The sequence below is a fragment of the Curtobacterium sp. AC273 genome (genome assembly GCF_979253735.1).
Genome location: NZ_CEEDDU010000001.1, coordinates 283841 through 297994 on the forward strand (window position 1 = coordinate 283841; position 14154 = coordinate 297994).

Annotated in this window: 14 protein-coding genes and 2 pseudogenes; 4 read left to right on the forward strand and 12 right to left on the reverse strand. The window is 72.5% G+C overall.

The window, feature by feature from the left end; translation table 11 throughout:
* Positions 1 to 2: 2 nt before the first annotated feature.
* The 6 genes and pseudogenes from ACZ8AI_RS01770 to ACZ8AI_RS01795 all read right to left on the reverse strand — a co-directional run.
* Positions 3 to 629: a response regulator gene (locus ACZ8AI_RS01770; protein WP_464856032.1), complete on the reverse strand. Its 627-nt coding sequence runs from the start codon at positions 627 to 629 to the stop codon at positions 3 to 5.
* A complete protein-coding gene (locus ACZ8AI_RS01775) occupies positions 626 to 850 on the reverse strand; it encodes an ATP-binding protein (protein ID WP_464856034.1) in 225 nt (74 codons plus the stop codon). The genes ACZ8AI_RS01770 and ACZ8AI_RS01775 overlap by 4 nt, the downstream gene beginning before the upstream one ends.
* A complete protein-coding gene (locus tag ACZ8AI_RS01780) occupies positions 847 to 1869 on the reverse strand; it encodes a histidine kinase (protein WP_464856036.1) in 1023 nt (340 codons plus the stop codon). Before ACZ8AI_RS01780 ends, ACZ8AI_RS01775 begins: the two co-directional genes overlap by 4 nt.
* Before the next feature lie 59 nt (positions 1870 to 1928).
* Complete coding sequence (locus ACZ8AI_RS01785) at positions 1929 to 2699, reverse strand: ABC transporter permease (protein ID WP_464856366.1); 771 nt, start codon at positions 2697 to 2699, stop codon at positions 1929 to 1931.
* Positions 2696 to 3340, reverse strand: a complete 645-nt coding sequence (locus ACZ8AI_RS01790) for an ATP-binding cassette domain-containing protein (protein ID WP_464856368.1) — start codon at positions 3338 to 3340, stop codon at positions 2696 to 2698. Before ACZ8AI_RS01790 ends, ACZ8AI_RS01785 begins: the two co-directional genes overlap by 4 nt.
* A gap of 136 nt (positions 3341 to 3476) precedes the next feature.
* Positions 3477 to 3698: pseudogene (locus ACZ8AI_RS01795) on the reverse strand (ATP-binding cassette domain-containing protein); the annotation flags it as partial.
* A gap of 65 nt (positions 3699 to 3763) precedes the next feature.
* Here ACZ8AI_RS01795 and ACZ8AI_RS01800 point away from each other — a divergent pair.
* Complete coding sequence (locus ACZ8AI_RS01800) at positions 3764 to 4957, forward strand: PP2C family protein-serine/threonine phosphatase (protein ID WP_464856038.1); 1194 nt, start codon at positions 3764 to 3766, stop codon at positions 4955 to 4957.
* A 312-nt stretch (positions 4958 to 5269) separates the two neighbouring features.
* On the opposite strand, the gene ACZ8AI_RS01805 is transcribed toward ACZ8AI_RS01800, so the two are convergent.
* Together ACZ8AI_RS01805 and purD are read right to left on the reverse strand one after the other, a co-directional pair.
* Positions 5270 to 6139 (reverse strand): phosphoribosylaminoimidazolesuccinocarboxamide synthase, encoded by an 870-nt coding sequence (locus ACZ8AI_RS01805; protein ID WP_464856040.1) that lies wholly within the window; start codon positions 6137 to 6139, stop codon positions 5270 to 5272.
* On the reverse strand, positions 6136 to 7404 hold the full coding sequence (purD, locus tag ACZ8AI_RS01810; RefSeq protein ID WP_464856042.1) for a phosphoribosylamine--glycine ligase: 1269 nt from the start codon (positions 7402 to 7404) through the stop codon (positions 6136 to 6138). Before purD ends, ACZ8AI_RS01805 begins: the two co-directional genes overlap by 4 nt.
* A gap of 57 nt (positions 7405 to 7461) precedes the next feature.
* Between purD and ACZ8AI_RS01815 the strand changes: the two genes are divergently transcribed.
* On the forward strand, positions 7462 to 7824 hold the full coding sequence (locus ACZ8AI_RS01815; RefSeq protein WP_464856044.1) for a sterol carrier family protein: 363 nt from the start codon (positions 7462 to 7464) through the stop codon (positions 7822 to 7824).
* A gap of 375 nt (positions 7825 to 8199) precedes the next feature.
* Here the strand turns inward: ACZ8AI_RS01815 and ACZ8AI_RS01820 are convergent, their stop codons facing one another.
* From ACZ8AI_RS01820 to ACZ8AI_RS01830, 3 genes are all read right to left on the reverse strand, one after another.
* Positions 8200 to 8730: a helix-turn-helix transcriptional regulator gene (locus tag ACZ8AI_RS01820; RefSeq protein WP_464856046.1), complete on the reverse strand. Its 531-nt coding sequence runs from the start codon at positions 8728 to 8730 to the stop codon at positions 8200 to 8202.
* Entirely contained in the window at positions 8714 to 9676 is a 963-nt protein-coding gene (locus ACZ8AI_RS01825) for a hypothetical protein (RefSeq protein WP_464856048.1), read from the reverse strand. Before ACZ8AI_RS01825 ends, ACZ8AI_RS01820 begins: the two co-directional genes overlap by 17 nt.
* Positions 9677 to 10009: 333 nt before the next feature.
* A complete protein-coding gene (locus tag ACZ8AI_RS01830; protein ID WP_464856050.1) occupies positions 10010 to 10732 on the reverse strand; it encodes an AAA family ATPase in 723 nt (240 codons plus the stop codon).
* Between the two features lie 151 nt (positions 10733 to 10883).
* Between ACZ8AI_RS01830 and ACZ8AI_RS01835 the strand changes: the two genes are divergently transcribed.
* A complete protein-coding gene (locus ACZ8AI_RS01835) occupies positions 10884 to 11198 on the forward strand; it encodes a hypothetical protein (protein ID WP_464856052.1) in 315 nt (104 codons plus the stop codon).
* Between the two features lie 183 nt (positions 11199 to 11381).
* Here the strand turns inward: ACZ8AI_RS01835 and purF are convergent, their stop codons facing one another.
* Positions 11382 to 12839 carry an amidophosphoribosyltransferase gene (gene purF, locus ACZ8AI_RS01840; RefSeq protein ID WP_464856054.1) on the reverse strand — a complete coding sequence of 486 codons (1458 nt, stop codon included), beginning with the start codon at positions 12837 to 12839 and terminating at the stop codon, positions 11382 to 11384.
* 72 nt (positions 12840 to 12911) lie between these two features.
* Between purF and purM the strand changes: the two are divergent.
* Positions 12912 to 14016, forward strand: a pseudogene (gene purM, locus ACZ8AI_RS01845) (phosphoribosylformylglycinamidine cyclo-ligase).
* Positions 14017 to 14154 lie beyond the last annotated feature (138 nt).

The window sequence follows — 14154 nt, forward strand, 5'->3', positions numbered from 1 at the left end:
GGTCACCCCGTGCCGAGCAGCCAGCCGTTGTCGGCCGCGACCCGCAGGGCCTCGGTCGCGTTGCGCGCCGCGGTCTTGCCGATCGCGGACGACAGGTGGTTCCGCACGGTGCCCTCGGAGAGGTGCAGCGTGCCCGCGACGCCGGCGACGGTCGACGCCGTGCGGAACGCGATGAGGACGTCGGTCTCGCGTGGGGTGAGCGGGGACGGCCCGGCCGCCAGGGACTCGGCGGCCAGCACCGGGTCGACGACGCGGAAGCCGCCGGCCACCCGGCGGACGGCGTCGGCGAGCTGCTCCGCGGGCGTGTCCTTCACGACGAACCCGGCGGCCCCGGCCTCGAGGGCACGGCGGAGGTACCCGGGCCGGCCGAACGTCGTCACGATGAGGGACCGACACGTCGGCAGTTCGCGGGCCAGGGTCGCCGCCGCGGTGAGACCGTCGGCACCGGGCATCTCGACGTCGAGCAGGGCCACGGAGGCGCCGGAGGCCCGTGCGGCGTCGAGCACCTCGTCGCCGCGTGCGACCTGGGCGACCACCTCGATGTCCCGTTCGAGCGACAGCAGCGAGGCGAGGGCGCCGCGCACGAGCGCCTGGTCGTCGGCGAGCAGGACCCGGATCGTGGCGGTCATCGACGACTCCTCTCGACCCGGAGCAGGAAGCCCCCGAGGTCGCTCGTTCCCGTGGTGAGGGTCGCCCCGACGGCGTCGGCGCGCTCCCGGAGGCCCCGGAGCCCGTTCCCGCCGGTGACGTCGAACGCCCCGCCGGTTCGCGCGCCCGCCGTCGCGGTCGCGCCCGCGGTCGAACCGGTCCCGTCGTCCTCGATGGTCAGCGTGGTCCGGTCCAGGGTCACCCGGACCCGGCTGGCCGCGGCGTGCCGGATGACGTTGGTGATGCCCTCGCGGAGGACCCAGGCGAACAGGCTCCGCACTTCGTCGCCGGCGGCGGACCCGTCGGCGGGGAGCGCCGCCTCGATCGCCGCCGCCGAGAGCGCTGCCCGGGCGGACACGAGTTCGGCGTCGAGGTCCGCCTCGCGGTAGCCGCTGACCGCTCGGCGGAGCCCCTGCAGGGCATCGCGGGACAGCCGTTCGACGTCCTGCATCTCGACCTTCGCCCGCGCCGGGTCGACGTCGACCAGGCGAGAGGCGAGCCCGACTTCATCGCGACCACCGTGAGTGAGTGCCCGAGCACGTCGTGCAGGTCGCGCGAGAACCGTGCACGCTCCTCGACGACCGCGAGCCGGGTGATCTCGTCCTGGGCGAACCCCAGTCGTTGCTCGGCTTCGCGCTGCCGGCCGAAGAACAGCATCGACGCCCCGACGGACACCGTGATCACCGGCGCGAAGAGGATCCCGCTGTTCACCGCGGTGTCCCAGCCCGTGCTCGCGGCGACGAGGAACTGCGCGCCGACGATGCCGAGCACCACCACGCCGGCGACCCAGAACCGCTCGGCGACGAACCCGGAGAGCGCGGCGACGAGCAGCCAGGTCCACACCGCGAGCGGCCCGACCACGAAGAGCAGGAGCGCGGCCAGCACGGCGACACCCGCCAGGACGACCACCCGTCCGCGCAGGCTCCGACGCCACATCAGCTCCGGCGCGAACAGGTACGCCGCGTAGACGACGGCGAGCGCGATCGTCGAGACCACGTGCGCGCGGAGGCTCCGGCCGTCGGTCCACACGGCGATGACCTCGAGCACCTGCCAGAGGAGCGCGAAGACCGCACCGGCGTACCAGCGCCGCCGACCGACGCGGATCTCGTCGTCGGTCGCGTCCGGCGGGACGGCCCACGGGAACGAGCGGGGCGCGGGCCTGGAGGCGCGTGGCGCGTCCGCCGCGCCCCGCGCCTCGGTCGTGCTGGTCGCCTCGGACATCGGTGCCAGCGTAGGGCCGTCGGTCACCGGCGTGCCGTCGGTCGCCGTGGTGCCGTCGGTCACTGGCGTGCGGCGTCGCGGCGGTAGCGCCACACGATCACCGCGGACAGCAGGAGCGCCCACCCCGCGAGCACCACCGCGGGTTCGAGCATGCCGGCGTCACCGGTCGCCCCGGCACCCATCTGCCCGATGCGGTTCAGCCAGTACGACGGCAGCAGGTGGGCGACGGAGCCCATCCAGTCCGGCATCACGCTGAGCGGGACCCAGAGCCCGCCGAGGATGGCCAGGCCCATGAACACGACCATGAACAGCGGCTGCGCGAACGACGGCTTGGCGAACTGCCCGATCAGGATCGCGATGAGGGCGAACGGCACCACGCCGCACCAGATCCCGAACGCGGCGGCGAGCCAGTGTCCGGCGTCGAGCGAGGCGTGCAGGCCGACGACCGCGACGAGGACGGTGATGGCGATCGACATCGCGGCGAAGGCCATCGCGGCGATCACCTTCGACACCATGAACCCCCACCCGGACAGCGGCGTGACGCGGAGCTGCCGGTTCCAGCCGATCGAGCGCTCGTTGACGATCGCGAACGCCTGGCTCAGCGCGGCCATCATGGCGCCGTACGAGGCCATCTGGAGCGTCGTCACGACGAGGTACTGCAGGCGGGTCGTCGGATCCAGCTGCCCGCCGAACGCCGACCCGAACACGAGCAGCATGACCACCGGGACGGCGAAGGTGAACACCATCGCGCGGACGTTCCGCAGCTGGCGCTTCGTCTCGAGGTACACGTACCGGATCGGCAGGCGGCCGGCTGTCGTGACGGTGCTCATGCGAGGACTCCTTCGGGGGCGGTGCCCGCGCCGGCGGTGGCGGGGTCGGCGGTGAGGGCGAGGAACGCGTCGTCCATGGTCGAGGCGACCACCTGGATGTCGTATGCCTCGGGGAACGCGGTGAGCAGGGCCTTGAGCGTGTCGTCGCTGCGGTCGGAACGGAGCGTGACGGAGTCGTGTCGAGCCTCCAGGCCCACGACGCCCTGCAGACCGCGCAGCGCGACGTGCGCGTCGGGTCCCACCCCGCTGAACCGGACGGCCCGGGTGGCGGTGATCGCCTTGATCGCGGCAGGGGAGCCGTCGGCGACGACGCGTCCGGCGCGCATGATGACGATGCGGTCGGCGAAGGTGTCGGCCTCGTCGAGGTAGTGGGTCGCGAAGACGACCGTGCGCCCCGCATCGGTGAACTCCCGCATCGACGACCAGAACGTGTGCCGCGCTTCGACGTCCATCGCGGCCGTCGGCTCGTCGAGCACCAGCAGGTCCGGATCGGACACCACGGCGACCGCGAACCGCGCGCGCTGCAGCTGCCCGCCGGACAGCTTGTTCACCCGGCGCCCCGCGACCTCGGTGCAGCGTGCCCGGCGCAGGGCCTCGTCGACGGGCATCGGACGGCGGTGCGCGGCCGCGACGAGGGCCACGGCGTCGCGGACGGTCGTGTCCGGCAGCAGCGCGCCGCCCTTGCAGCATCGCGCCGACGCGTCCGGCGACGACCGCGGCACGGGGTTCCTCGCCGAACAGCAGGGCCTCGCCGTCGGTCGGGATGGAGAGACCGAGCGCGAGGTCGACCGTCGTGGTCTTGCCCGCGCCGTTCGGGCCGAGGAGGGCGACGACCTCGCCCGGACGGATCGTCAGGTCGACGCCGTCGACCGCGGCCACGGCGCCGAAGCGCTTGCGGAGGCCGCGGAGCTGGATGACCGGTGTGTCGTTCATGGTGTCCACCCTCGTGCCGGGTGGACAGTCGGACCTCGGCCGGACGTCACGATCACGCCGTGACATCTGTCACGGCTGCGTCCTCCGTACTGGGGACGTCGACTGTCCGGTAGGCGCGTTAGCGTGGACGCATGCACTCCGACCCCGTCGTCTCCGACCGTCCCACCACGGACGCCGTCCGGCGCGCGGCACTCATCGCGGCGCTCGACGTGGTCGAGGGCGGGGCAGAGGAACGGTTCGACCGGATCACCCGCATCGCGCGTGAGGCGTTCGGGGTCAGCGGCTCGTTCCTCAACCTGGCCGGGCTCGACACGATCACGATCAAGTCGCAGCAGAGCGACGACGCCTTCGGACCCACCATCCCGCTGCAGGACACCTTCTGCGGCCGGACCCTCGGCGTCGACGGGCCGGTGGTCGTCCCCGACGCGCGGGCCGACGTCCGCTACTCCGACATGCCGATGGTCGTCGACGACCCGAACGTCCGGTTCTACGCCGGTGTCCCGCTCCGGGTCGGGGACGACGACGTCAAGGTCGGCACGCTCTGCCTCATCGACCCCACACCGCGCACCCTCGAGCCCGACGACCTCGCGCTGCTCGAGGAGCTCGGTGTCTGGGCCGAACGCGAGCTCGCCGCCGGCGCCGACGAGGACCGCCTCCGCACGGTGCTCACCGGCCTGCAGCCCTCGGCGCTGGCGCTACCCGGCTACCGCGTCGGCGGCATGTCGGTGCCGCACGGCGTCGTCTCGGGCGACTTCCACGACTGGCACGTCACCGGCGACGATCTCGTCGTGACGGTCGCCGACGTGATGGGCAAGGGCATGTCCGCCGGACTCCTCGCCGCGACCATCCGCGGCGCACTGCTCGCCCGTGGCTCCGAGCCGACCGACCGTGCGGTGGCCGCGCTCGAGGCGCAGGTCGGACCCGACCTCAGCCGTGCCGAGTCGTTCGCCACGATGTTCCACGGCCGCCTGACCCCCGCGACCGGCCGGATGACGTTCACCGACGCCGGGCACGGCCTGGCGATCCAGCTGCACGCCGACGGCACCGAGACCGTCCTGCGCTCCTACGACCTGCCGATCGGGCTGCACCCGGTCGGGGCGGACCGCGTCACGGGCACCCTCGAGCTCGAGGCGGGCGACGTCCTCCTGCTCGTCAGCGACGGTGCGCTCGAGCTGTGGGACTCCACGCTCGCGTCACTGGGCGCGCTCGGGGCGATGTGGCGGGACGCCCCGGAGATCGACACGTTCCTCGGTCGGGTGCGGACCCGTGCGGTGACGCACGACCCGGGGGACGACCTGACGGTCGTCGTCGTCGCGCGCGACTGACGCTGGCGCGGGGCGCGGGGCGCGCTGGTAGCCGCTCGCGCCGAGGGCGCACGACATGCCGCGTGTGATGCGTCGAGGGCGCACGAATCGTCGCGCTCGGCGCCGCGGGGCGACACTTCGTGCCCCCTCGACGAACGCGAGCGGCACGTCGCGCGCCGACGGGAGGCGCGGGGCGGGCTGGCACCGCGCCTCCCGTCCCGGGGTCCGTGGGCGCACGACATGCCGCGCGTGGTGCGCCGAGGGTGCACGAATCGTCGGACTCGGCGCCGCGGGGCGACACTTCGTGCGCCCTCGACGTACGCGAGCGGCGCGCTAGGCTCCCAGGCGCTCGATGAGCTCGCGGTAGCGCTCGGCCGTCCGGGTGACGATCGCCTCGGGCAGCACCGGGGGCGTGCCCTGCCGGTCCCAGTGGGCACTGAGCCAGTCGCGGACGATCTGCTTGTCGAACGACTCCGTGCGGTTCCCCGACCGGGCGTCCCAGTAGCGGCTGGAGTCGCTCGTCAGGACCTCGTCCGCGATGCGGACCTGCCCCGAGGCGTCCCGCCCGAACTCGAACTTCGTGTCCGCGATGACGACCCCGCGCTCGAGGGCGATCGCCGCGGCCTCGGAGTAGACCCGCAGGGACAGGTCGCGGAGCTGCTCCGCCACCTCGGCCCCGACGAGCGACACGGTCTGCTCGTACGAGATGTTCTCGTCGTGCTCGCCCTGCGGCGCCTTGTACGCCGGCGTGTAGATCGGCTCCGGCAGCCGGTCGCCGTTCGAGAGCCCCTCGGGGAGGGCGACGCCGCAGACGCTGCCGGACTCCTGGTACTCCGCCCACCCACTGCCGACGAGGTACCCGCGGACGACGCACTCGACCGGGAACATCTCGAGCGGCATCACGTGCATGGACCGGGGCGCGACGGACTCGGGCACGGGAGTGCCGCCGGCCGACGGGGCGATGAGGTGGTTCGGCACGTCGGCGAGGCGCGTGAACCAGAACCGCGACAGGCGGGTGAGGAGTTCGCCCTTGCCGGGGATCGGCGGCTCGAGCGCGAAGTCGTAGGCGCTGACACGGTCGGACGCGACGAGCAGGAGTTCCGAGGCGCTGGCGACGTCGGCGGTGCCCTCGGGCACGTAGAGCTCGCGGACCTTGCCGGAGGAGACGTGCCGCCAGCCGTCGAGCACGGGTGCCGGGCTCATCGGACGACCTTCGCGGCGATGTCGGTGCGGAACTGGCCGCCCTCGAGCGTGATGTCCCCGAGGCCGGCGTACGCGCGGTCGCGGGCCTCGGCGAAGTCGGCGCCGGTCGCGACGACGCTCAGCACGCGGCCCCCGGTCGCGATGAGCTCGCCGTCGAGGACCCCGGTCGCGGCGTGTGCCACCGAGACGCCCTCGCGCGCGTTGGCGTCGTCGATGCCGGTGATGATGCGACCCGTCTTCGGGTTCTCCGGGTAGCCCTCGCTGGCCAGGACGACCGTGACGGCGGCCTCGTCGCGGAACTCCGGCATCGGGGCGGCGGCGAGCCGCCCGGTGGCGGCGGCGAGCATGAGCGCGCTCAGCGGCGTCGCCAGGCGGGGCAGGACGACCTGGGTCTCCGGGTCGCCGAAGCGGGCGTTGAACTCGATGACCCGCACACCCTGCTCGGTGACGATGAGGCCGCAGTAGAGGAGTCCGACGAACGGCGTGCCCTCGTGCTCGAGCCGACGGACGGTGGGGAGCGCGACGAGGTCGGTCACCTCGTCGACGAAGGCGCGCTCGGACGGCCAGCGGTCGGCGAGCCAGGGCAGCGGCGAGTAGGCGCCCATGCCACCGGTGTTCGGTCCGGCGTCGCCGTCGCCGAGGCGCTTGTAGTCCTGCGCGGGGCTGAGCGGCCGCACGTCGTGCCCGTCGCTCAGGAAGAACAGCGAGACCTCTTCGCCGTCGAGGAACTCCTCGACCACGACGTGGCCGTGTTGCAGCCAGTAGGTGGCGTGGTCGACGGCGGCCTGCCGGTCCTCGGTCACGAGGACGCCCTTGCCGGCAGCGAGCCCGTCCGCCTTGACGACGTACGGTGCGCCGAGCTCGTCGATGGCGGCGACGGCTTCCTCTGCCGTACCGGCGTACACCGGACGCCCCGTGGGGACGTCGGCTTCGGACATGATCCGCTTCGCGAACGCCTTCGAGCCCTCGAGCTGCGCGGCGGCCTTGCTCGGGCCGAACACCGGGATGCCCCGGGTGCGGACGGGGTCGGCGACACCGGCGATGAGCGGCGCCTCGGGTCCGACGACCACCAGTTCGACGCCGTTCTCGAGCGCGTACTCGGCGACGAGCGCGCCGTTCGTGGGGTCGAGGGAGACCGTCTCGACGTCGGCGGCGATGCCGGCGTTGCCGGGCGCCACCGTGATGACGTGCCCTGCCTGTTCAGCGAGGAGGGCCGTGATGATCGCGTGCTCGCGGGCACCGGAACCGAGGACGAGGATTCGCACCCGATCACCCTACCGAGGACGACTCGCCCGTCGCGATGCGACGGCTAGCCTGTGGACATGCCACCGCGGAGGATCGAGGACGCCGAGGGACGTGCGGCGCTGGCCGCCGTGCAGCAGGGGACGACGGCGCGGCCGATGATCGCGACGGCCGTCCGCTGGACGCTGCAACGGCTCGCCGACGCGGTCCCGGGCAACAGCGTCGAGGTGCGGGTCCCGCCGTTCGCGGCGGTGCAGGCGGTGCCCGGCCCGCGGCACACCCGTGGCACCCCGCCGAACGTGGTCGAGACGGATGCGACCACGTGGCTCGCGCTCGCCACCGGGGAACTGCGATGGGACGAGGCGGTCGCGCAGTCACGGGTCAGCGCGTCCGGATCCCGAGCGGACCTGACCGACTTCGTGCCGGTGCGGCTGGACGACTGACCGCTGACGACGGACTGCTGGTCCGGCTGCACGGCTGACCGCTGGTGCGGCTGGCAGTCGTTAGCCGCGCTACCCGAATTAGGTAACACCTACTGATGTGACCGCATCGACCCTCGCCGTACCGTGGAACACGAAGGCCCTCAACGACGCAGGTCGGAGAAGCCGCCGGGATTCGGACCCGACCCGAACGGGTCCGAACCCGGCGACAGGGACAAAGGTACGCGACATCCGACACATCGTGTCAACCGTTCCGGCGAGTCGTGCTGCATTCCGCAACGATCCTGCGTCACCCAGGACCGGTCGTCCGGTGAACGCGACGGGCGCCGACGCGGCGCCGACGCGGCGCCGACGCGGCGCCGACGCGGCCCGTCGGCGTCAGAGCATTTCGCTCAACTGCGTCCGCGCGTGCAGGTCCCACTTCGTGAACACCCGCGACAGGTGCGCGTCGATCGTCCGCACGCTGAGCCCGAGCGTCTCCGCGATCCGACGGTTGCTGAGTCCCTTCGCCGCGAGCGAGGCCACCTCGTACTCTCGGTTCGTCAGCGGCGTCTTCGTCCGTCCCGCCGTCACCGCCATGCCGTGCCCGGCGAGGACGCCCTGCGCCGCGATCGTCCGGGTACGGTCGCCGGCCCGCACCGCGTCCGCGTACTCCACGATCGCGCCGGCGAGCGGTCCGTCGACCCTCGCCGCCGCCGTGCGCATCCGGTCGAGCGACGCCGCGGCGTCCCGCCCGCCCAGCATGTCGTTCGTGTAGTGCAGGGTCTCCGCGTACATCACCGGGGTCCACGAGCCGCTGGCCGTCGACCGCTCGATGATCTCGTCGGCGTGCCGGAGCCCGGCCGGGTTGCCGAGCACAGCCTCGGTCCAGGCGATCGTCACCGCGATCTGCTCACCGGTGATCCGCATCGCTCCGGAGGGGCGTCGAGCGGGCACGTTCGAGCGCCGCGGTCGCCGCTTCCGTTCGACCGGCGTAGGCGTACGCCATCGCGAGCCGGGCCCACGGGTACGCCGCGAAGCCGCCGTGGTCCGCGACGTCGTAGCGCTCGCACGCTGCCGAGAACGCGGCGACGGCGTCGTCCCACCGGCGTTGCGCGAGTGCGAGGTTGCCCTCGCCGATCAGCTCGAGCGTGAAGTCGTACTTCAGGTACGGGTTCGACCGACGGACCGGCACCTCGGTGATGAGGTCGGCGATGTCTCCGCGCCAGACCTGCAGCTGGTGCATGACCGAGACGATCTCGCCGACGCTCCACGGAGCGTCCTCGAGGTGCTCGACGGCCGTCGCGAGGCACCGCTTGCCGAACGCCGCGGCGTCGTCGAGCCGTCCGGCCGTGGCGAGCGCCATGACGGCGCACGGCGCCAGGCAGAGGAACGCGAACGGGACGGTCGGCGCGTGGACGATGCCGGAGCGCTCGAGTTCGTCGCGGACCTCCTCGAACTGCCCACCCCAACCGAGGTGCGCGAGTCGGAGCAGGCGGAGGCGTTCGGCGGCCTCGCCGGAGACGATCCGTGCGGCGTGCTCGGTGAGCGCCACCGCGGCGGCCGTGTCGTCGTCGTGGAACTGCCGGATGTTCGCGAGCGTCTCGCACGCCTCGATCACGGCCGCGTCGTCGACCTCACCCGGTGCGGAACGGGCCACGGCCCACGCGGCCTCGGCGTCCGAGCGACCGGCCTCTCGACCGACGCTGTACGAGTGCGCGAGGGACCGCAGGCAGTGCGCGGCGACGCGTTCGGTGGCCGTGAGGGTCGTCCGGATGGCCGCGGACGCCAGGGCGATCGCGCCTCGTGCTCCTGCAGCCGGACCGCGACCTGCGTGGCGTCGAGCAGCTGCTCGACGCTGGGCAGCACGCCGCACTCGAGCGACCAGAGCGCTGCACGGAGTCGAGCGGCGGGTGGGGCACCCTCGGGTCGGTCGGTCCGAAGGCGTTCGCCCGGGCGAACAGGGCGGTCCGGCGGGCGACGGGGACGAGCGCACGGACGACCTCGCCGACGAGCGGGTGCGAGGGCCGGACGACCGCGGTGCCGTCCTCGAGCGAGTCGATCCGGACGAGTCCGAGTGCGACCACCCGGTCGACGTCCCCGCCGGTCACCAGCCCGAGCAGCCGGGGGAGCGGGATCGGGTCGGCCAGGGCGACGATGTCGACGACGTCCCGCAGGTCCTCCGGCAGCGTGCCGAGCTCGGTGCGGGCTACATGTCGGCCAGGCTGCTCGACGCCGTGACGCGCCCGCGCCAGTACCAGCCGGACGCCGTCTGCTCGAGTGCGCCCGACGCGAGCGCGGCTCGGACGACCTCGCGCACGTAGAGGGGGTTGCCCGCGGTCGCACGGTGCACGCGCTCGGCCGACGCCGTCTCGAGCTGGGCGCCGAGCGCCTCGGCGATGAGCGACGACGTCTCGTGGAGGGACAGCGGGGCGAGGTCGATCCGCTCGAGCAGGTCGTCCTGCCAGAGGGACCGGAGCGGCTCGGACAGCGCGGCGAAGTCTCGGCAGGTGAGCACGAGCCGTGCACCCTGCTCACGCACGAGCCAGGCGACGTAGCGGGCCGAGATCGCGTCGAGGTGGTCGGCGTCGTCGACGCGGAGCAGGACGTCGCGGTCGGCGAGGTCCTCGGTCGCGCGGAGGCGCTGCTCGGCCCGGCCGCCACCGACGAGTTCGGCGAGCGACGCCGGCAGCTCGCCGAAGCGCTCGGCGACGGCACTGAACGGCATCGCCCGGCTCGCGGCGACGGCGGTGATCGGCACGACGAGCGTGCGTCCGGAGGGGTCGCGTCCGGCGACCCGGTCGGTCACGCGGGCGGCCGCGGCGCTCTTGCCGATGCCCGGCGCGCCGACGAGGGCGACGCTCCACCGGTGCTCGGCGACCACGGCGACGGCCCGGTCCTCTTCCCGCCGCTGCAGGATCGGCCACGCCACCCGGGCAGGGACACGAGCACCACGTGCACTGCGTTCCTCGCATGCGCGTCACTCCTCCCCCTGGGATACCGACCGGTCCGGAACCATCCTCTCCCGGATCGGGCCCGTCGTGCAGGCCCGAGCACGTCCCACAGTGGGGGACAATGGACGGGTGAGCGACACCGACCGACCCGACGAACGACCGGCCCCGGCGCCGAACGCCGTCTCCTCCTCCGACGAGGTCACGATCCGTCGTGCCCCGAAGTTCGGCGTGTTCATCCTGGGCGGAGCGGTGCTCGGCTTCATCGCGACGCTCATCGTGGTGTCGGCGACCATGAACATCGACCGCGGCGACCAGCAGGAGACCGCGAGCTTCGGCAGCCTGGTGGGGTACTTCAGCCTCTGGGGCGTGACCATCGGCGGCTTCGTCGGCGCGATCGTCGCCGTCGTGCTCGACCGTGTCTTCGCACGGCGCGCAGCCGCCTGACGGCGGAACGCGTCGAGGTCGAGCTTCCCGCCCGAGACGGTCGAGGGCGAGATCGAGGACCACGGCGACGCGACCGACCGCGGTGACCGGACGCAGTAGACGCAACAGCAGGACGGACAGGAGGCGCGGTGCCAGCTGGCACCGCGCCTCCTGTCCGTCGGCGGTCGCGTTCGCGACCCCCACTCAGCTGAGCTGGTTCGCCTCGACCCAGGACAGGTACTCGGGGCTCACGGTGCCCGTGACGTACTCACCGGTGAAGCAGCTCATCTCGAGGTCGGTGACGTCGGACCCCTCGATGATCGCGTCGCGCATGTCGCCGATCTCCTGGTAGATCAGGTGGTCGCTGCCGAGCACCTTGTTGATCTCCGGGATCTTCCGGTCGTGCGCGATGAGCTCCGCGCGGGTCGGCATGTTGATGCCGTACACGTGCGGGTAGCGGACCGGGGGAGCGGCGCTCGTGAAGGTGACCTCGTTGGCGCCGGCTGCCCGGGCCATCTCGACGATCTCCTTGCTGGTCGTGCCGCGCACGATCGAGTCGTCGACGATGAGGATGTTCTTGCCCTTGAACTCGGACGACATCGCGTTGAGCTTCTGGCGCACCGAACGCTTGCGCTCCGCCTGCCCCGGCATGATGAACGTGCGGCCGACGTAGCGGTTCTTGTAGAAGCCCTCGCGGTACTCGATGCCGAGCTTCCGCGCGACCTGCATCGCTGCGGGCCGGGACGAGTCCGGGATCGGCATGACCACGTCGATGTCGCCGGTGGGGGCGTACTGCGCGATCGTGTCGGCCAGCCGGTTGCCCAGCCGGAGTCGGGCGTCGTACACCGAGATGCCGTTCATGACGGAGTCCGGACGGGCCAGGTACACGTACTCGAACGAGCACGGCACCAGGCGCGGGTTCCGCGCGCACTGCCGGGCGTGCATCGTGCCGTCCATCTCGATGAACACGGCCTCGCCGGGGGCGACGTCGCGGACGATCTCGTAGCCGCCGGACTCGAGCACCAGCGACTCGGACGCGACGACCCACTCGGACTTGCCGGCGTCGTCGAACTTGTGCCCGAGGATGAGCGGCCGGATGCCGAACGGGTCGCGGAACGCCAGCAGACCGTGGCCGGCGATGGTCGCGATGGCGGCGTACGAGCCCTCGACCCGCTCGTGCACGCGCTCGACGGCGTCGAACACCTGCCCGGGGTCGAGGTCCTTGCCGCGCACCTGGCCCTGGAGCTCGTGCGCGAGCACGTTCACCAGCAGCTCGGTGTCGGAGCTCGTGTTGAGGTGCCGACGGTCGATGTCGAAGAGCTCACGCGTCAGTTCCCGCGTGTTCGTCAGGTTCCCGTTGTGCACGAGGACGATGCCGTACGGCGCGTTCACGTAGAACGGCTGGGCCTCTTCCTCGTTGCTGGCGGCACCCTTCGTGGCGTACCGGACGTGCCCGAGTCCCATCGTGCCGAGGAGGGCACGCATGTCACGGGTGCGGAAGGACTCCCGCACGTGACCACGGGTCTTGTGCATGTGGTGGATGTGACCCTCGACCGTGGCGATGCCCGTCGAGTCCTGTCCCCGGTGTTGCAGGAGGAGCAGAGCGTCGTAGATGGATTGGTTTGCAGGCCCCTGCGCAACGAGGCCGACGATGCCGCACATTCGCGGTGTGCTCCAGACCGTAGAATCGGGTGGTACCGAACAAGTCTGCCATGCCCTAGCGGAGGACTACGCATGCCCAACCCGTACGCAGAGGCCGGCGTCGACACCGCTGCCGGTGACCTCGCGGTCGAGCTCATGAAGTCCGCCGTCGCGGCGACCCACAACACGTCCGTGCTGGGCGGGGTCGGCGGATTCGCCGGACTGTACGACGTCTCGTTCCTGAAGGACTTCGAACGCCCGCTGCTCGCGACCTCGACCGACGGCGTCGGCACGAAGGTCGCCATCGCGCAGGCGATCGACAAGCACGACACGATCGGCCAGGACCTGGTCGGCATGGTCGTCGACGACATCGTCGTGGTCGGCGCGAAGCCGCTCTTCATGACGGACTACATCGCCTGCGGACGGGTCGTCCCCGCGCGCATCGCCGACATCGTCGCCGGCATCGCCCGCGGTTGCGCGGACACCGGCACGGCACTGGTCGGTGGCGAGACCGCCGAGCACCCGGGGCTCCTCGGGCCGGACGACTACGACGTGGCCGGTGCGGCCGTGGGCGCGGTCGAGGCCGGATCGCAGCTCGGCGCGCACCTCGTGCAGGACGGCGACGTCGTCGTGGCGATCGCGTCCTCGGGGCTGCACTCGAACGGGTTCTCGCTCGTCCGCCACATCCTGGGCCAGCGCGGCGTCGGGTACACGGACTCGCTGCCCGAGCTCGGCGGCGCGGGCGTCTCGGTGGGGGAAGCCCTGCTCGAGCCGACGCGCCTCTACACGACCCCGCTCCTGTCGCTCCTCGACGCCTTCCCCGGCGCCGTGCACTCGCTGTCGCACGTCACGGGTGGTGGCATCGCGGCGAACCCCGCGCGCGTGCTGCCGGTCGGGTCCTGGGTCGAGGTCGACCGCTCAACGTGGCAGCCCCTGCCCGTCTTCCGGGTGCTCGCCGACATGGCCGGCACCCCCATCGAGGACACCGAGGGCACGTGGAACCTCGGCATCGGCATGTTCGCGGTCGTCTCGGCCGCCGCCGCGTCGGACGTCATCGCGTCGCTCGATGCCGCGGGGCTCGCGTCGTGGAGCGTCGGCACGATCGCGACGTCCGCCCGTGACCTCGACGGGTTCGAGCAGGGGGCGAAGGGCGTCGACGGCGGCGCGGGTGCGGCTCGTGGGGTCCTACGCCGGCTGAGGCGCTGCGCGCGGGGGCGCGGGTCTGAGCGGCGTCGGGCGCGGGTCTGAGCGGCGTCGGGCGCGGGTCTGAGCGGCGCCGGCGGGCGCTGGTCGGCCTGCGGCGCCTGTCGGAACATGGACACGCATCCTTCGCGTG